A 19,278-nucleotide genomic window follows, 5' to 3' on the forward strand; every position below is an offset into this window, starting at 1 on the left:
TGCCTGATGTTGGTGCGGATGCGGAATTGCCCGACCTGCTTGGGCAAGACTGACCCTGGCATGAATAAGTAGATAGCCAGCACAGACGGCCACAGCTCAAGAATTTGCTTTAGCGCATCGTTCAGCTCAGAGGCCGGAACGACGGCCTCACCGGCACTGACTGCCGACAAGCTGGCTTCCTTGTAAAGCTTGCGCCACAGGAAAAGCTAGTTGGCATTCATACCGTTGCGCCTGGCGACTACCGAGACGCTCTGCCCGGGCTCCAGGCTCTTGCGCACCATGGCCAGCTTCTACTCGGGGCCCCAGCGCCGCCGCTCTTGACTAAGCGATTTACCGTCACCCTTGTCGTTACTGTTAGTCAAACATACCCGTCTGCCTACCCCTTCTCTTAAATATCCTGTCTTTCAAGGGGCTCGTTCACGTCCTTGAAGAAGCGATGTTCGAGAGAGTGAGCCCGTTCAGGTTTTTGGAGGCTTTACCCGCTTCGCTTTAGAGATCAAGTGATGGGTCTTAGTACCGCTATCAGCCTCGGACCGGGATGCGCTGGCTGGTGATGCTGGTCGGGTGGCGCTGAGGCTGCGATGGGCGCTGCGTTTCGTGCTAGGCGGGATGGCGGACTACCTGCGCGACAACCGCATCGAGGTGTTTCAGCAGTACTGAAGGAGGTGTTGATCCGAACCCCGCTTCATGGCCACGGAACGAAGATCATCCAGCGCACTTGCCCAGCTTGATGGTTTTGCCTAGGGCGAACAGCGTGCTGTCGATGTGCATCAGGTAATCCGCTGACTCTTTAAGTTGCGGGTCGAAGCATTCGGTTTTCAGCCAGCTCTTGTAATCGTTGATACCAGAGACCTGGTTGTTGAGCAATGTGATCCGGCGGATGGAGTCCATCTTTTTTTCGTCGTTGCGATCGGCGCGCCATAGCAGGAAACCACGCAGGACATGCTGGTCGATGATGGGCTCGCGCTTGTCGGCAAGGTGGCGGCCAAACTGGTGGAACACCTGTCCCCGGCCGTTTTTCCGCGCAGTGTCGGCATGGGCGCCGCGCACTCCTTCGACGATGTGCGTCACCTTCGCCAGGTCGCCGTTCTTCCAAGCGATGGAATAGAGCAGCTTTTCCAGCGGTGACAGCGTCCTGGCGCTGATTCGGGGGTGGAGCTCGCCCTCGTCGGTCAGCAGCCCGTCGGCTATCAGGGTGGCGATCTCATCGCTGTTGATCGAGAGCCGCAGTTCCGGGTAGTCCTTACGGTCCAGTCGATTGACATGAAGGTCGGGGCGCTGGAAGACGATGGCCGAAAACTCATCGGCAGAGCGTGCCCGTAGAATGTCGGCGAACACCGCATCGACCAGCTTCAGGGCTTGGACGTTGTTCACCTTCAAGCATCCTCGCCGACGTTGTTGTAGGTCTTGCGGTTGACCAGCCAGGGCAATGCTGGCTGGCTGCGAACGTGCTTGTAGCGGCCCCTGGCGAATTCATAGGTTTTCAGTTCCTGGAAATAGCGACTGCGCCCGTGCCATTCATAGGTCACGAGAAATACCAGCAATGGCTTGTCCGCGTGTTCCCATACCCCGTGTATGCGCTCCAGCGCCATCTGCAGCTCAGTAACCCTGGTGTAGCCGATGAAGGTCTGAAACACTGCATCATCAGCGCGTTTCAGCAGCTTTTCGAACTCATTGATATCGGTATGGGCTCGTTTCCATTCCCATTCCACATAGGACAGGGTTTGTTCCGGAAAACGTATGACTGCATCGGTACGGCCGCCTTGCTCGAATAGTGCGCGAGCGCCGAGCAGGGTCGCGCATTGCCTGACCACCAAGCCGATATGAATAGTCCAGTTGGCAGGGTTGGCCATGGAGTGCTCCTCTGTCACGGGAAAGTCTCGATACCAGAGGCAGTTGAAGAGGGTTACGAAATCTCGTTCGATGCGTTTCACCGGCATTCCTTGCATGGGGCAGGAGGAGGGGGGCATCATATTGCAATAATGTGGCGATGGCACACCGCCCCATAATTACTGTTGCTGCAGGGCCATGTGTTTGCGGTACCTGCAGTGTGCTGAACTCCTGCGTCAGCAACGTCTAGACGGGGGATACAGCAATATCGGGAGTGTGTCCCCGGTCCAGCTGGCGCAACTGGAATTTCACGGCTGTCATGGTGCCCATCGACGCCAGTGCCTTGTTCATCCAGATGATGGGTCGTAGTTTCGAAGCATTGTCCCGCCCCTGGCGCCACTGCCTTGCCAGGTCGGGCTCCATGGCCAAGACGGTACCGTTCCCAGCCATGGCAATACCCGAAGCGATCACCTGTTCTACCACGGCGCGATGTCGGATGCCGCCGGCAACCATCAGCGGCATTTCCGTCACGCCCTGCAAATCCCGAGCAAAGTCGATGAAGTAGGCGTTCTGGGCTAGGGGCCGTCCGTAGGGCGCTGTAGGTGTTCCTCTAGCAGTGCTCCGCCCCAAGCTCGATTGTGCCGCTCCTAATAAGTCTCGGCGTCGGTTTACGCCGAGGATGAGGCATAGCATTATGATGCCATTCGAAAGCAGGAGCATTAGTATGGCAGCTTGGATGGCGAGGTTAATGAATAGGCCATTTCAATGGTTTGAGTCTTTCGTTAAACCAGGAGATGATCTTGGCGTCAAAGGACTATATCGAATTTTTATTTTCGCATTATTAGTTGTTTCGGCGATTTTTTTAATCGATGTGGCATTGACCCTCTCCACAAATAAGGAGAGCGAACCAAGTCACGGGGTTTTTGGTGATTTTTTTGGCGGAGTGGCCAACCCTTTTTTGACGTTCCTTACATTTATGGGCTTGCTTCTGACAATAGTTGTTCAGAAAGTGGAACTAAGAGATTCAAGGGAGGAAATGAAGCGCTCCGCAGATGCTTTGAGTGAGCAGGTAGTGGCCTTCAGGAAGCAGAGCTTTGAGGTGACTTTTTTGAAAATGCTCGAGATTCACTCCGCGCTTACCCAGTCGATAGATCTGTTGTTAGTAAAAGCCAACAAGACCGTCACCGGGACAGACTGTATGGCTCGCTTCCATTTGAGGCTAAAAAAAAAATACCGTAGTAAATTTAAAGGCAATGGAATGTCTTTTGATGGCATGACACTGCAAGGTATGGAGGAACTAAAATCTATGTATGTTGAGTATTGGGAGCCTATTAGAAAAAATTTGCATAGCTGGCATGAAAGCCTTTCAGTAATTCTGGGATATATAGAGTCGGAGTCCAGTTCAAATGAACCCTACCTGTCGATGGTATCTGCTCAGCTATCGGAATATGAAAAAATATTAGTTTTTTATCATGTTGCTCTTCACGATCAAGCTCGGTTGAAAAAGCTGGTTTTAGAGTTGGGTTTTTTGAGAAACTTACCCGCTGATCTTCTCCTTCATAAAAGTCATATGCAGTTGTTGCCGACGACGAGTTTTTTGTAGGACGACTGCAAGCGAGCGGGGTTGGTCTCTCGGAAAGCTAGGGTGCATCATTAGCCTGCAAGGTGTCTAAAAAATGGGCGTGATTTAGACCTCTCGAGCATGGTGTGTACATTCGGCTGCCCAATCTCTGAATGTGCTACGAAACCGATGCGCAGTGATGACTCTGTCATTGCTATCACGCGGGCCTTTGCCCTCATCTTCGAGGTCTCTATGATCCACGCGACGCAGGGTCATCAACATGGCTATGTTGCTAATCGGTCCGTGCTCCTGGAAACAGTCGCGAGCTTCTTTGGATTCGTGGGAGCCCGTTTAGCTCAACTGCGGGGCACGTTGCAGAGCAAGCGTCAGCCAGCCGTAAACCTGAAGATCGATGGCTCGCAACGGCGCGTCGATCTGAAGGTGGATAATATCGACATAGCCTTCCTCATGGGCAAACTGCAATGGTTCATCGACCACTGACAGCAAGGTTCAGAAACTCTACAATTCTCATCTTGGCCCTCACTGTATTAAGGGGTTAAGGCGTAAGCCCTGCATTGGTTTTGATCGAGCATTTCGTAGCGCTCACTTGCTGAAACCCAAAGAATTCAAAATCGAAAGGACTCTTCATGACTGCAGGTAGCAGAAGCCAATCCACCTCCACGGAACTGACTGGTGGGGCAGGATTCAACTACGAAGACCAAGTAGTGGCCTACTACCTCGTGGCGCTACTGCTCGAAGGACATGCGGCGGGATGTACCGGGGTGGTCAGGTCCGTTGCGGTACAGCAGGCGGCCGATCATCCGATGGATGATCTTATCGTGGAGATGAAGGACGAAGCCGGTAAGCGAGTGCTCGGCCTGCAAGTAAAACGTTCGTTGCGGCTCACTGCGGCGGCTAGCAATTCAGATTTTCTCAGCACTATGACTGCCGCTGCCGCTACCCGGCGGCTGCCGACTTTCCAGGTCGGCCGCGATGCCTATGGCTTTGTGACCGAGCATGTTGCGGTGGCGAGTTACCGTTCGATCAACCGGTTGATTGACTGGGCCCGCGCAGATGTCTTTGGAAAAGATTTTGCTAGGCGCTTCGAGGTCGGGGGAACTGCGGCCGCTTCAGAGCGTTCTTTGCGGACAGAACTGCAGCCGTTGACTGAGACACAGACAAAGAACGAAGAAAAGGACTTCTATCAACACCTTGTAGCGCTGCGTATTGACGGGCTCGGTGAGGGCGGCATTTATCGTGGCGCCGTAATCACCCAGTTGAAAGGGGTGATCGCTAGCGATCAGGAAGGGCTTGCAGAGTTGTTGTTCAATCGGTTATGCCAGATCGCAAGCGATGGGGCTGGGCAGGCTAGAAAATGGACGCGAACGACACTTGTTCAGCAGTTGCGGGGCGCAGTGCCACTCCGGTGCGCTCCCAGCTATGTCGCGGACCTTGACCTGATTCAACGGTATTCTACGGACGGCATGGCTGACATCCTGGAGGATGTTGGCAGTTACCACGTCGAGCGACCCAGTGTTGCCAAGGAAGTTGCTGCACATCTAAAGAAGTTTCGGCTGGTAAATCTAACGGGCTTGCCTGGTTGCGGGAAATCGGTGGTTTTAAAGCAGTTCGTTAAGACTGCCTCCGCGAAGGGACCATGCCTATTCATCAAGTCTGACCGATTGTTCGGAAATAGCTGGTCAGCATTCTCCGCAACCTTGGGCCTAAGGCATGCCGCAGAAGAAATCCTTGCTGAAATCGGGAGCACAGGTACACCGATCCTGTTTATCGACGGCATTGATCGCGTCCCTTTGGATCGTAAGGGCATCATCATTGATCTGCTGAGGGTCATTGAAACCCATGAGACCCTCAGCAATTGGAGAGTCTTAGCAACATCTCGGGACCAAGGGTTAGAACCGTACCGAGCATGGTTTCCAAGCAGTTTCTATCACGATGACGGGATTGGCGATGTCTTTGTAGAACCCTTTTCGGATGCGGAAGCCGATAGGCTGGCGGACCAAATTCCAGCACTCCGTTCGCTGCTAAGTAACTCATCTGCGGTGAAGGAAATTGCACGGCGGCCTTTTTTCGCCGCAGTACTAGCGAGAAACAGCGCAACAATTCAAGGCTCAGCGCTGCAGACAGAAATTGATCTGATCGCAGCCTGGTGGTCCCGTGCAGGCTACGATGCATCACCCGATTCCGCTTACGTAAGGCGACGCGCCATCCTCGATCTCGCGGAGAAAGGTGTAGGAGAGTTGGGTAAAAGTGTTCGGCTTCGCAGATTAGAGCCTAGTACCGTGTCCCAGCTAGCCTCGCTCAAGGCTGACCTCATTGTTCGCGACCATGATGATGGAGCGGCCGTCTCTTTTACCCACGATATTTTCTTTGAGTGGGCGTTTTATCAATTGTTAATCGATCTTGGCCCTGATTGGCACGGCGCGATCGGTGAAGCCGGCGAGCCCCCCTTACTCGGTCGAGTGGTGGGATTACTCGCCCAGCGGAGCCTGGGTGTTCCGGGACAATGGACGCAAGGATATCGTTTGCTGGAGAGCAGGCCACTGAGGCCGCAATGGCGAAGAGTCTGGCTGACCGCGCCCCCTTTCACCGCAGCCTTCATTGCAGAAGGCACACAAGCAGAATTCACTTCTGCCATGCAGAAGGTTGATTTCCAACTCTTAGAAAAGCTTTTAGTGTGGTTTCAGGCGGAGCACACTATTCCCAACCCCGTGGTATTAGAGCGTGCTGGAGGTGTTGAGGACGGGGAGGACTCCATACGTATTGCGCACCTTCTGGGTTGGCCTTCGGATGTCAGAAGCTGGGGCCGGCTCATAGATTGGTTGTTATCAGTTGCCGATACATTGCCCGGTCGCCTGATTCCATGTGTGGTGGATGTTTTTGAAGTATGGCTGAACATGTGGGCCAACCACGGCAACAAGCGCACCCGCGGTATCGTGGCTCAGAGTAGCAATTGGCTGCTGCATCTTGAAAACTCGAACCGTGCTGATTCAAATCACCGGAAATGGGTCGATCTTGGCCGTGACGCCATCAATCAGCTCGCCGTTTCTCTTCGCCGCGCTATCCTACGAAGTGCAGCTGCATTCCCTCATGCAGCCGTTGAGCTTTACACGCGCGCAGCGGATACCGAGCACTTACGAGATGATGCATACAGTACGCTAATGGCATACACACACGTTATGGCGTCCGTTAATCCAGAGGCCGTCGTTAAACTAGCCAAAGCAGAGTTGCTGGACGAGTTGCCTGGTGATCGCTTTGCACGCGAGGAAGAGGAAAGTCGAAGGAGCGCCGAGCGCAGGAAAGCCATACGCGCAATTCCTGAAGAAGAACGATCTCCTAAGCAACAGCAACTGCTGGGCCATGTGTTTCACTCCTTGGGCCAACAGCTTCCGAAGATCGATGAGTCAGGCATCAGAAAATACCACCGCTACTACTCTGATCCCTCGGCTCTGCACGAGCCGTTTGCCAGCCTATTTGCCCACGCCCCTGATCAAGCTCTCGGGCTCATAAACGATATGTCCAACCACGCAGTGAAGGGTTGGCGGCAGGTTCATGCACTCCGGGATGACCTGAAGACTCCCGTGCCAGTCATACTGGAATTTCCTTGGGGCGTGCAGGCTTTTTGGGGCGATTGGCCAGTCTACAGCTGGTCTCAGGGCCAATTAGGCGCCGCCCCGCTCGAATGTGCATACTTGGCGCTTAGCTATTGGGCATTCCAACAACTTGAACATGGCCGGCCGACAGACGAAATCATCCGGCTGATCGTAGAAAACTCAGATGGTATCGCTGCTCTTGGATTGGCCCTGGTTATTGCACTTGAATCGCTTCATGTGTCCGAAACCACGTTGGTATTGGTAGGCTGCCAAAGGCTCTGGCAGCATGACCTAAAAAGGGTGGTCCAAACGCCTACCTTGGACATCGACATTTTTGGACTCGGCCTGGAATCAAGGTTGATGGGGGACAAAGCCCAAGCCCAAGCTTTTTTGAAAGCACGGAATAGTCGGAAACGTAATGTGCGGCAACTCGCAGCAGCTTTTGCGATGACGGGTAATGATCAGTTACGTGATCGTTTTCGGGTTGCCCTCGCCGCATTCCCAACCGCGCTCCCTTTCGAATTTGAAGAAGACGCTAATGATGCTCTCACCACCAAGCGCTTGATGGAGTTAGCAGTGCTGTGGGCGGGACAAGGTGATAGTGATAACTACCGAGCAGTTCCAACACAATCGGGCCTTACCGAAATTTTGTATGAGTCACCAGTGCCATTGGATACAGAGCATCAGATAAGACTGGAGGAGACGACGGCGTTTCTTCACGCATCGAGCGTACTTGATTGGGCAACCCGATCACTCGAGCAAAATGCGTTACAGCCTCGCTTAAATCTGGAGCGCGCGATTGCATTTGCCAAACAATATGACACCGATGAGATGTTTGAGGTGCGTTACGACGTAGGTGATCATGCGGTGCAGAGTGCGATTTCCTGCATTGCCGCATGCGTCATACGGCTTGGCTCAGAGGAGAGCGGGGAGCTTGAGTGGGCTTGGGAGGTCATGGGGCGCGTCTGGAATATGCGGGAGCGCCCTCTCAATGGCTCGCAGGTTTCATGGCATCCGTTTAACCACCTAATTGTGGCGTTGGTGCATAAAAGGCAAACCGATAGCCTGGATGTCGATGCCGTTACAGCGTTAATCGATCTGACCTCTCATCCGCTGGAGGGTGTTTCGGCTCTGGCTTTTTCAGGATTGTTCCAAGATCCTGACCTGGCAGTAAATTGGGTGTCTGCCCAGTTAGCCATGCGGATGGCCGTTCGTTGGCGCTCGTCCTGGACACCCAAAGGTGGCCACGACCATTCCAGAGACCGCATCAATCGTGATCAGTCTCTGCTGCTCGCCCATGAAGCGCTTTCTGAGGCACATCCTACTCAGTTCCCAAGTATGCCAAAGCCCTGGGAGCAGTTATCAGAGGCTATGGGTAAGGAGGGCGATCAGGTCCTGCGTGATCCTGACCCATTCTTTGACTGGCATTTTGCCGCGGGAATCTTTAAGTACTTCCCCGTTGAACGGTGGTGCTCTTCAGATGTGTATGGGGATTTTTGGCAGTCGGCGCTTGATGACCTCGCAGCATGGACGGCTTCGAGGCTGGTTCCACCCATGCCTGAAGGAGGGAAAGAACATCACCCAGAGGAGTACGACTGGCATACCTCACTCGGTGATTTGTTTGCTCGCTCAGCACCACTAGTCGAAGAGCGATGGTTCATCGATTCCTGCTTAAGGCCGTTCTTAGTGCCAGAGCGGAATGCACTTCAAATGCTAAGCCGTATCGCTCAATCCTTGACGATCCGCCATATTGTAGGTGCTCCCGTCATTCCCTCGAGCACTTTGCCGTTGTTATACATGTGTACTGAAAGGCTGATCAGTGATCGGGCGTTTTCAAAACGAAATGATGGTTCTGTCCACGATAATGCGTTGTCACGACTCATCGATGCGTTGCTGTTTGTAGCGACAGAGGATAAGCCAGGTGCGAATCGATTCGCGAACGGCAACTGGTCAGAAATCGAGGCAGTCATGCCATTGATTACTAAAATCATGTCCTCCATCGGTTGGTCGTCGTATGTAATGGGTAAGTTTTTGAGCCTTTGTGAACGAGCTGCAGATGTCTATCCTTTGGATGCGTTCATCCATCAGGTGTCAGCTGCACTTGAATCCCTTGAGCGGGCCCACGGAAGCTGGACGGGCTCTACACTACCAGCACGTATTGCTGCTGTTGTACAGCGCCTCGCCGACAGGTACTTCCCTCTCGATCAGAGCCAGTCGCTTGGCTTGCTGCGTATACTCGACGCGTTGATCGATCTAGGTGACCGTCGCAGTTGTGCCTTAGAGCAAAGTGAAGCGTTCAGAGCTGTACGCAAAAATTGCTGACTGTGTGTCGCCAACAAAGTGAAGGCTCCGCCCGTGTCCGATCAGTTCAAGTTCGCTTGCTCCCAGAGTAAATCTAGTGAGTTACCTAAGCTCATTCGATTTCGCTTCACTCTAGGACGGACCAAACGAGCTTCAGCCGCAGGGTTGGTTGTTGCATTCACTGCTGTGCCGCGAGGCCTCGTGCGAGGTTAATCCCTAAGCTATTGCGTTCATTCTCCCGGACGGCCTCCTGGGGGTGGCGACGCAACATCACCGGCTGCCGGATAATCACCTGCAATCCGGGCAAACGCCCGGCGAACAGCAACGCTACACCCGTGATGTCCAGGGGGCATTGATTGTGGTGGATCGATAAATCTGATATCACGGTGCGATCACGTCGAACAAGGAAGATGACGTATGCATTTGCGTCGCATCACTATCAAGCGTTTCAGGAAGCAGCAATTTCAGGCGGTGACCGCGGTTGGTTTAGAGGGCAGCACATTTCCCAAAGGAAATGAGAAAACAGACGTTAAGTGGCTAGAAAACGCAGGCCGCCGATTTTACGTAAGGGTGGCTTGCGCTAAAAGGCGGGCCCACTCCCTGTATGTCTGGCGTAGTTCGCAATTCACTTCTGCTATTGGTCTGGCCACTGGTTGCCCCGCTTATGCTTGAGTTGAAGATGTATCCGGCCAAAAACGGCGATGCCTTTTTGATCAATGCTAACGGTCAGTACGTTCTGATTGATGGAGGTTATGCCAGCACCTACACGTCTTGCATTTCCCCCGACTTGACCATGCTTGCGGAGCGGGGAGAGCGTCTTAGTCTGGTGGTCTGCAGTCACATCGACGCAGATCACATCGGTGGGTTGTTGGCCTTCTTCGACGATAACGGTGATCCCGGTTCTCGTAGGATCGAGGTTGACGCTGTCTGGCACAATAGTCTGCGTTCGGTGCCGTACACGTCTGATGGACCAGACCTGGGCGATCATGCTGGCGTTCTACAGGCCTTTAAACGCCGCGGTTTTCCTGTGCCGCCGGCGCTTTCCCCTAATCCTATCGGGGCGAGCCAAGGAAGCTCCTTGGCTAAGCTTCTCAGATCCAAGGGCTACCATTGGAATCATAGTGATGGCTCTCGCTCGATCGATAACCGTTGTGCTCCTTACACCTTGGGCAACCAGGTGCAACTGGAAGTACTGGGGCCTACCCTTGAGCGATTGGAAGCCCTAAGTAAACTGTGGTTACTAGAGATGCGTCGGTTGGGCTACCGGGGTAAGCCTTTGAGCAACGATTTAGTAGACGACGCTTACGAGATGTGGTGCAGCCATGCAGCGCAACAATCGCGCGTACCCAGTGTTCGCCCCATTGCTGCTCGGCGCGATCGAACCCTCGCCGATGCCTACACACCGGATACGGCAAGAGCCAATGGCAGCTCCATTGTGTTGGTGCTTTCTGCTGGCTCGGCTTGTGTGCTCCTATTGGGCGACGCTTGGGCCGAAGAAGTTGTCGAGGCATTGCAACGACACTACCCGGGCGCTCAGGGCTTGATGTTCAGTGCGATTAAAGTCGCTCACCACGGGAGCCTCTGTAATACCAGTCCGGAACTCCTCGCGTTGATCGATGCGCCTTGCTACCTCGTTTCCTCCAACGGAAGCAGGCACTGTCATCCAGACTTCGAAGTCTTGGCAGCGATCGTAGATCGACCTGCGACTTTTGAGCGCAAGCTCTATTTCAATTACGAAACCGCATCCGTGCAACGGCTGCGGAGTCACTCATCACAATCCGGGGCGCGCTTCAGTGTTCACGTCGTCAAGGATGAATGGATTCAATTAGGAGACGTCAACTGTGGCGGATGAAGTGGTAAAACAAGCAACTTGCCGTGTCAGCAATGCCCACGAAGAAGGCACCGGCTGGCTTATTACCCCCTCACTCGTATTAACGGCCTTTCACTGCGTTGAGGCGGCTGTAGCTTCAGGCGCAGACATCATCGTTCAGTTTGGCTCCGGCGACGCATCGTTGCAGCATAACGTGACGGTTCAGGCTCAAGATGCAGACCTGGATATCTGCCTTCTCCGTCTACCTATCGAGCATCCATTTGAACCACTTGTAATCAGCACCCGGCGGCTCAGGGGCGGTGAAAAATGGTCCGCATTCGGCTATGCCGTGCACAAGCTTAACTTGGGCCACTTACTCAACGGCGGGATCCAGCAAGCATTAGACGAACTCGTCCATGGGGTCGATCTAGATCTATCAGTCAGCGCGGACACCCACCTGACAGATTATGGTGGTCTCTCTGGCGCGGCGTTGATGGTCGAAGGGGAGTGCCGCGGAATGTTACGCGTAAGCGTCAACACTGCGCTCGCGGCAATAAGCTTCCACCAGCTATCTCCTTTCCTCGAAGCCAATGGTGTACTGGCAGACGTTGCCTCAGTTGAGGCACAACGTATGCCTTTTGGTACTCGACCCGAATTCGACCGATTGCTTGAAGAACGCTTGGCCACACTCGAGAACGGTTACTTGGTCATGGAGGGGGCCCATGGTATCGGCAAGTCAACCTACTGCCGGCAATTTGAACCTGTTAGTAAGTCGCTCGAAGTGTTGGGGATATACGCGCTATCTGAGCGGGGGCGTGGGATCACTCCGGCGCATCAGGCCCAGCCGGAAGTATTTTTTGATTGGATCAATTCACTGTGGTCGAGTGCGGTGAGCGGAAAACCGGCGCGTTTGCAGGAGCTCTCTTATCCAGAGCTGATCCGAACCAGCCATAAACGAATCCAGGATCTGGCACACCGCCAAGCGGCAGTGGGCAAGGTCGGTGTCATTTTTATCGACGGTCTGAACGAAGCCGCTAGCGTCGGCACGGACGCTCTTCAACGACTCGTCGCGCTAATACCACCAACGTTACCGACTGGGTTGGTGATTGTCATAACCGTCGCCGGCTTGGATGTACATGCAGCGAGCATGGGCGGTTTGTTACAGGGTGCTGCTCGTTTGACCTTGCCCGCACTGGGGCAAGACAGTCAACAAGAGCTGTGTACAGAGTTACTCGACCCGACCGTAGCAACTTCAAAGCTAGTTAGCCTGTTGTGTGACCGGGCAAAAGGGCATCCGCTGTACCTGCGCTACCTTACTGATATGGTGAACGACGGGGCAAGCGAAGCCGATATTATCCAGATGCCGGCATTCAGCGGCACCATTGAAGACTACTATGAAACCTTGTGGGGACAGTTGCTCACCGACCAGGATGCGGTGAATTTGCTGGGGCTTGTGGCGCGCCTACGCTGGGGACTCCCCACCAAGGACCTGGTCGCGATGCTGGAACCAGCCGAGAGCATGGTATATGTCCCCACGCTCGCGAGAATCCGTCATCTGTTTTCTGAAGCGGGAAATACCGAGATTTACCATGCTTCGTTTTCAGAGTTCATCAAGCATAAAACCTCTACGGTTGGGGAGCGTCTACAAGAACGGCTGGCCGAGTTTTGCTACTTGGTCCAGAGCGGAGACTATGGTCAGCTGAATCGGGTTTACCACGGGTTGTTGGGCGGCACAGTGGGGCAAAAACAGGCAATCCAGCACTGCCAACAAACCTGGGTGGACACCTCGGTCACGCTCGGTGCCGAACCGGACGTACTCTTGGGAGACATTGAGGCTACGCTTACCGCAGCGACTCAGATCGGTGCGGCCCAAGATACGATTCGCTTGCTGCTGTTGTCGCAACGCCTGACCTTTCGTTACAACACCCTGTTTACCCAAGCCGCTGAACAAGTGGCCTTGGCCTTGTGCGCGCTCGGGCATACCGACCAGGCGCTGCGCCATCTGATTCGCAATGGTCGTCTTGTTGCTCCTCCCCTCGGTACTTGTGCAGTCGTTCATGCTTTGATTCGGATGGGCAGTACAGCGCAAGCCATGCAGCTGATTGACGCAATGCATCAATCATTGGATTCGGTTTTTGAAGATTTTCAAGCGACAGGCAGCATTGAAACGGATGTGTTTCTCCAGACCGTAATGCTGCGCCTGCATGGATTGGCATTGGAAAGCGCCGCTGGTGGCGAACCACCCGTAAACCCTATCTTAGCAGCGGCGATACGACAGGTCCGCGCTGTCCCTGAGGCTTTCGGTGAGATCGACTTGGGCGAGGTTATCGCCAATCTGGGCGGCAGTTTCTACGGGGCAAAGTTATGCCTGGAAGGACTGTATACCCCGATTGCGCGATTGCCTTTGACAGCTATTCCGCCTGAGGCAGTGGTCTCGACACTGCTCGGCGTGCTCAATCATGCCAGAATCAATTCGCATCTGTATGGCATACCCTTGTCTGCAAGCATGGTTGGACCATTGCTCAGTGATCTGGACGAGGCTAGTCAACGGCTCGACCAACCTACCGAATTATCTTTAAGCACAGTCAATACTTTGATTGAAAGCGGGGCATCACCGCAGCTCATTCGCAAGTGTGGGGGTCCCACTCTCACCAAAGTCCAGCCATTGATGTTGTATTCGTCCAATCGCGCACGACCGGACCTTACGGGATTCCTAGAATCGTACGAGCTGTGGCGGGCAGCGGACTTTCTCAATGAAAGCTATCAGGAACCGGCGATTGGCTCAGAGGTTGGGGCCGACTGGGAGGCGTGGTTACGCTCGCTGGTGGCTTCCGTCGCCTGGGCGGATGGCACCGCCCGCCGAGCAAAAGCCATTAATGACGCGCAAGTACTGGGTCAGGTGTGGTCGTACTTATCGGACCGCGTTCTGCCGAACATGACGCGTCCTTTGAGTGAGCGCATGCACTGGCAGCACGCCTATGCCATACCGGAATCCATTTTCCCTGCGCTGTTCCAGCGATTGGCAAAACTGCTGGTGGAATGCCTGCCACAATTCGTCGGCCAGTTGTTAACGGTACTCAAGCAGGGGTTTGCCGAGCAACTGGGCCTATACAACGAAGGGTTTCGACAAACATTGGCCATGGTGGCGGATCAGTTCATGACCATGGAGCTGCAACCGACTATCGCCGATGCGCTGTTTGACTTGCTAATCCGGTGGCGTGATTTCGTCCAGACAAACGTCGAGAACCGCTACGAGCTCATTCCTGAATTACTGCGTATTGTCCCATTACTGAAGCGACTGGACGCGGAGGAAGAGGCGGTCAAAACTTATCAGACGGTGTTGCGCTTCTCCATGGGGCCCAGTTGGTATAAGGAGGACCAGCTTTCGCTCATGTCCAGCACGCTGGCAGCGCTGCCAGCGGCTACATTGATACCGACCGCCTCACTGCAGCAAATTGCTGCGTATCTTGAACGTGCAAGCGGGGAGATGACATTCCAGCGCTATGTGCGGGCAGATAAGGGCAACTTCATAGCTCAACTATGCCGACGAGCCCTGTACAGCCAGGCTGTTGATTACTTCAAGCACCAAACATGTGGAACGTCGCCCCAACTTTATGAACAAGCGGCAGCAGGGGGCTTGGATCGGGTGGCGCCGTTGACCGGCATGCATTTCCCGGGAGGTGCGCTTGAAGAGCAGGCCGCATTACTCTCGCTGTTATGGGAAACGCCCGATAGTCTAGATTGGCGGTTGTACTGGGCTTTGTTGGAGGTCTTTCAAAGTGGTGATGACCGTCATCTTGACGATTGGGGGATGCACTATGCCCGGTTAATTAGCGCCATGGTTGTCGGCTCTGATGACCTAAAGTGGGCGGAGGGGCGCGTCCGAACTATCTCGCAGAATATGAATGCCGAACGATCGCTCCGCCTGCTACGAGCCTTGGTTGCTGCCTTACCGACGACACATACAGCTATTTTTGAGCCTGTGCTTGCGATTATTGAGACGAGCGCAGGACCTGAACCCTTTGAGCAGTTCACAGACAGCTCCAGTCGTGCCACCGCCACTGCTCAGCCCACATCGGCTGAACCTGAGTCGGAGTCAAAGGCAGAATCTGTTGGCGACACCTCGGTGGAGGAGTCGCTTTACCAGCCCGGGCTTTTTGGAAAGTTCTCGTTTGATGAGCAGGCGCGCGTCGAGTTGCAAACCGCGCTAACGCTCAAGCGTAGGGGTAACACTACCGCGGCAGTCAAAGCAGCGGTTCGCGTATTGCAGACACTGCAGGATGGCGGCTGGTCCGTCTGGACGAGCAACCACACCGGATCAGCCGCAGAAAAAATAATACAAGACGCGGTTCCAGAGGCTGACGCCTTAGCCAGACTGTATGGTCCCCTGGCGCTAGAAGAACGCCATGTTCGACGTTGGCTGATTGCGTCGCACATGATCGATAAGGTGGCCAGCAAGCTGAACGCGGATCAACAATGCACGCTACTCCACCATGCTATCGAGCACGTCGGCCACATGGTCGGAGAAAACGCGACGCAGGAATTTGAGTATCTGGAAGGCGCAACCACGAGTGTAGAGGTAGCGTTATTCGATTTTTTCTTGTGGACGCTCGATCATCCATCTTGGGAGCGGCGGGATAGCGCGGCAGCTATGTTGCTTTGGTTAGTGAGCACGGGAGAGACCTATTTTGTTCCCGTTATACGGCTGGCGTTTTCGATGGATTCACACAATCGGGCCGATCTCGCGGCAGCAGTCTTGGACGTATTGTCCCGCCGCAATCCTGTGGCCTTGTGGGAGCGCCTTGCTCCGCATCTCGATCTAGCTATGCTGCTCGTCGAATGTCGACACGTATCGCGCCTGGCCATTCTTTCCAGGATCGTTGATCGTGCCGCAGAGCAGGATAGCACCACCGCGCAGGCCGCACAGACCACTCTAAATACCGTCCTAGACCAGCAAGCCACTGAGCCGTCTGACGATCCGATCGCTCCGCCGAGCCACTTCCCACAGGGGCTGCGTTCGCAGTGGGCTACATTGGCAAGGCTAGGTCTGATTACGGCAAGCACGCGGAACAAAACTGAAGAGGTGCTGGCGCAACTCTGCTCGCCGCTGTCGACGGAGGTCACACATCTCTTGGAGCAGCGTGTTGCAGAAAACTTCAGAGAGCCGGAACAAATCCCGACGGGCCGCTGGGCGAACAAAGTCCGTTATGCGTTCAATCTCGGCCTTTACCAATCCACGTCCCGCGAGCAGTTGCACGTCATCGAAGAGCTGTTACGGTGCCATAACCCTAACCATTGTGCAGCACCTCCGAATGGTCATCAGTTTCTCTCTGACCTTATTGCATCGCTCAAGATGCGCTCGCTAAAGGGCTTTCGGCCATTCAGTCAGGGTTTAGTTTTTCTCGACGTGCAATGTGTGATCGAATTGAATGGGAAAATTGTCACCGTTGAGCTGCTGGCCCATCTCCGCTCACCCGATCCTCGGCAGTCACCTTTCGTATCGCTTGAGGGGTTCAAGGCCAACCAGGATGCGCCACAGGCGCCTGACGGGCAGATGGCAATTTGCGTTCGCGCTCGGCCTACAGCGGCCTATTTTGCGTCGCGCACGCCTTCCGTACCGACGCGCAAATTTCTTCAGTTGATCGGTGTCAGTGAGTCAGCCACCGTTCGCTATCACTGGCGTGATGGCAGTACGGTCGCGGCGAACGGGGGCAGTCGTCGCTGTGAGGCGGCCATGCTTTCCATTCATGAAGGTGCTTTGACACTTCCGCCTGGGTGGAATATCGGCTGGGAGCTTCGGCTGAATGGAAAAGTCTGGGCAGTAATGAAGTCTTGAGAGAAAGGAGATTTAAATTATGGCTACTTTTGATACGCCAGAAACCCGGGCTGATTTTGAGGAGCGGATGGGAGTCCTGGTAGAAATGTGCCGAACCGGCCGTATGCGCTTTGTCGAAGGAGTAGGGGGGTATGACAGCATCTCTCGGGTCAGATATCTGCCCAATGGCAGGGTCGATTTCCTCAGTATTGACGAGTCTGCTCGCTTGCAAGCGAATATGGCTCATCAAATGCCAACGTTCGCCCCCTCATTTGATTCCGATGAAGATTGAACCCACCATTCACAATTCATACGAGATGATCATAACGGCTTGCCATAAAAGGATTACATCAAATAGCCCCGCCGTGCAGCTCGCCGACGTGATGATCGGCGCGGCTATCGAGATGGCTCAGAGGATTACTGGCCGTATCAGCAATGGGCTTGAGCCGGAAGCAGTGCTGAGGTTGTATGCCGATGATCAGCTTATCCATATGCTGCCCTCGTTAGACATTGAAGACCAGATCGCATTTCGCGAGGTAATTCAGGCGTCAGCCCTGATTGATTGCTATGCCAAACATTTTCCCAGCTAGCGAACCAATGGGGCAAAATTTGTCCGAATAGGTATTGAACGAGCTTTCGCCTTGGATTTTGATCAGTCGGCACAGACGTATGTAATGATTTTCCGTGAGAGTCTATAAAATCTAAGGTCGCTCACCGCCCTGAGTCGGTTTAGCCAGTTTCACTCTGCCAGATTCCGCGCTGAGAACCGTGACCGCCTCATGTCTTTCTTTTCTGGCGGTCAACCCCTTGCGAGGCTAGGGCTCACACAGGCACACTCCTGTACAGCCGAAACGGCCCTCAAGCGTTAAGTTGGCGTAACGTATCGAGCGGCATCCAGGGAAGGGCAAAAAATGGAAAGAATTGATGACCGTTATTGACGATACCCTGCCCGGGCCCATTGTCTGGCCATCTATCGACGAAATCCCTCCACAAGAAGAGGGAGGCCCAATTGCCAGAGCTGGCTTCAGTTATCAGGACGAAGTTGCCGTTGGGTTTCTCATTGAGATGCTGCGCTCCTCAGCTGTCGTAAAGGTTCATTGCGAATCGCACGATGACATTCTAATAGTTCGATGCATCGATGGGGCTCTCTTTGCCGAGTTTGTCCAGGTCAAAGGTAACCAGTTGGACCAGCTATGGTCCGTAGCCAATCTTTGTACTCGCAAGAAGGGCTTAGGGACTTCGATTTTTGAGGTTTCGCTAGCTCGTGACCGGCACGATCTACCTTCTCTGTTTCGGCTGGTCACCCATCGGCCTGTGGCGCCTCCACTTCGCGTTTTGACATATCCGCTCGGCTCGCTCGGACGAGAATCAGATGGGAATGCAGTAGTTACGCTGCGGGCCGCAATTTCCGAGTACCACCCTGACGCCAAGTCGCCGAAGGGCAACGATACGCAGTTTTGGATTGAAAATTGCGTCTGGGACATTCGAAACGACCAAAGCAACATCGCCAATGCAAATCTGATCAAATTGATCGAACTATCTGCCATCGATGGTCGTTGTTTACTTCCTGAGCACGCTCAAGTGTTGCTCACAGAGTTACGGGAATGGGCAAAACGGGCTGGAGAGGCGCGATGGATTCCCGATCGTGACAAGAAAATCATCGAGCGCGCTGAAGTTTGCGCTTGGTGGGAGCGGCGTACGGCAGAAATTCGTGAAGGAGCCGCAGCGCCTGGTGGGGGCAAACTCTCACACAAGCTCGATGAAATCGGTGCCGGTGACGAGATGATAGCGCTTGCTGTCGAGTTGAGACGAGACTATGCCGCGCTGATGCGAACCCCTCGTTACATGGAAACGGACGAAACGGCTGCGCTCCAACAGCGGGTTAAGTCGGAAATGATGCGTTTGCGAGCACGATATTCTGCCGGGCACCTAGACATCGACGGGGTGGAGTTCCTTTCACTGTGCTTGGACCGCCTGGACGAAGTGAACGAAGCACGGCCTGACGGTGAGCAGGATCGTTCGGCCTTCTTACAGGGATGTATGTACGACATCACAGATCGATGCTTACACCGATTTGGGAGACCACTACGATGAAGTCTCTCGAACGTTTGGGTAGCCGTCCAGTGAGCTTGCCGCTAGCGGCCGACGACGTCATCGAATTTCATATGGCAAGACTGCTGCTGCTCTTGAAACTATGTGGGACTGCAGGCCGAATTGACGGTTTGACTAAGATGGCAAAGCTAGACTTCTTCGTTAGATACCCAGACTTCTTCAATGTCGCGCGCGATCAGTCGGTCGGAACAGTGCGGAGCGACCACGCTGTCGAATCAGCCATGGTGCGGCACCACTA

At 54.1% G+C, this 19,278-nt stretch carries 11 protein-coding genes and 1 pseudogene; 8 read left to right on the forward strand and 4 right to left on the reverse strand.

From position 1 onward, the window contains the following. Nucleotides 1–92: 92 nt before the first annotated feature. The 4 genes and pseudogenes from AB4P90_RS10185 to AB4P90_RS10200 form a co-directional block, all read right to left on the reverse strand. Nucleotides 93–281 (reverse strand): annotated as a pseudogene (locus tag AB4P90_RS10185) (transposase); the annotation flags it as partial. A 424-nt stretch (nt 282–705) separates the two neighbouring features. Then, nucleotides 706–1,374 carry a hypothetical protein gene (locus tag AB4P90_RS10190; RefSeq protein WP_395605858.1) on the reverse strand — a complete coding sequence of 223 codons (669 nt, stop codon included), beginning with the start codon at nt 1,372–1,374 and terminating at the stop codon, nt 706–708. 2 nt (nt 1,375–1,376) lie between these two features. Then, nucleotides 1,377–1,934 (reverse strand): hypothetical protein, encoded by a 558-nt coding sequence (locus tag AB4P90_RS10195; RefSeq protein ID WP_173926060.1) that lies wholly within the window; start codon nt 1,932–1,934, stop codon nt 1,377–1,379. Nucleotides 1,935–2,076: 142 nt separating this feature from the next. After that, on the reverse strand, nt 2,077–2,352 hold the full coding sequence (locus AB4P90_RS10200) for a hypothetical protein (protein ID WP_157893898.1): 276 nt from the start codon (nt 2,350–2,352) through the stop codon (nt 2,077–2,079). Between the two features lie 202 nt (nt 2,353–2,554). Here AB4P90_RS10200 and AB4P90_RS10205 point away from each other — a divergent pair, with 202 nt between their 5' ends. The 8 genes from AB4P90_RS10205 to AB4P90_RS10240 all read left to right on the forward strand — a co-directional run bounded on the left by AB4P90_RS10205 (nt 2,555) and on the right by AB4P90_RS10240 (nt 19,022). Beyond that, nucleotides 2,555–3,433, forward strand: a complete 879-nt coding sequence (locus tag AB4P90_RS10205; RefSeq protein WP_395605859.1) for a putative phage abortive infection protein — start codon at nt 2,555–2,557, stop codon at nt 3,431–3,433. 147 nt (nt 3,434–3,580) lie between these two features. Continuing rightward, nucleotides 3,581–3,892 (forward strand): hypothetical protein, encoded by a 312-nt coding sequence (locus AB4P90_RS10210; protein ID WP_163022879.1) that lies wholly within the window; start codon nt 3,581–3,583, stop codon nt 3,890–3,892. Nucleotides 3,893–4,038: 146 nt separating this feature from the next. Then, nucleotides 4,039–9,324 carry an AAA family ATPase gene (locus AB4P90_RS10215; RefSeq protein ID WP_395605860.1) on the forward strand — a complete coding sequence of 1,762 codons (5,286 nt, stop codon included), beginning with the start codon at nt 4,039–4,041 and terminating at the stop codon, nt 9,322–9,324. A 643-nt stretch (nt 9,325–9,967) separates the two neighbouring features. After that, nucleotides 9,968–11,155 (forward strand): AVAST type 1 anti-phage system MBL fold metallo-hydrolase Avs1a, encoded by a 1,188-nt coding sequence (gene avs1a / locus AB4P90_RS10220; protein ID WP_395605861.1) that lies wholly within the window; start codon nt 9,968–9,970, stop codon nt 11,153–11,155. After that, complete coding sequence (gene avs1b, locus AB4P90_RS10225; RefSeq protein ID WP_395605862.1) at nt 11,145–16,949, forward strand: AVAST type 1 anti-phage system protease Avs1b; 5,805 nt, start codon at nt 11,145–11,147, stop codon at nt 16,947–16,949. The genes avs1a and avs1b overlap by 11 nt, the downstream gene beginning before the upstream one ends. A gap of 19 nt (nt 16,950–16,968) precedes the next feature. Then, nucleotides 16,969–17,220: an AVAST type 1 anti-phage system protein Avs1c gene (gene avs1c, locus AB4P90_RS10230; protein WP_175581887.1), complete on the forward strand. Its 252-nt coding sequence runs from the start codon at nt 16,969–16,971 to the stop codon at nt 17,218–17,220. Continuing rightward, nucleotides 17,210–17,518, forward strand: coding sequence for a hypothetical protein (locus AB4P90_RS10235; RefSeq protein ID WP_395605863.1), 309 nt, complete (start codon nt 17,210–17,212; stop codon nt 17,516–17,518). Before avs1c ends, AB4P90_RS10235 begins: the two co-directional genes overlap by 11 nt. A gap of 334 nt (nt 17,519–17,852) precedes the next feature. Next, complete coding sequence (locus tag AB4P90_RS10240) at nt 17,853–19,022, forward strand: dsDNA nuclease domain-containing protein (protein ID WP_395605864.1); 1,170 nt, start codon at nt 17,853–17,855, stop codon at nt 19,020–19,022. Nucleotides 19,023–19,278: the final 256 nt, after the last annotated feature.

Origin of the sequence: Pseudomonas sp. B16120, from assembly GCF_044218845.1 — a bacterium.
GTDB lineage: Bacteria > Pseudomonadota > Gammaproteobacteria > Pseudomonadales > Pseudomonadaceae > Aquipseudomonas > Aquipseudomonas paracarnis.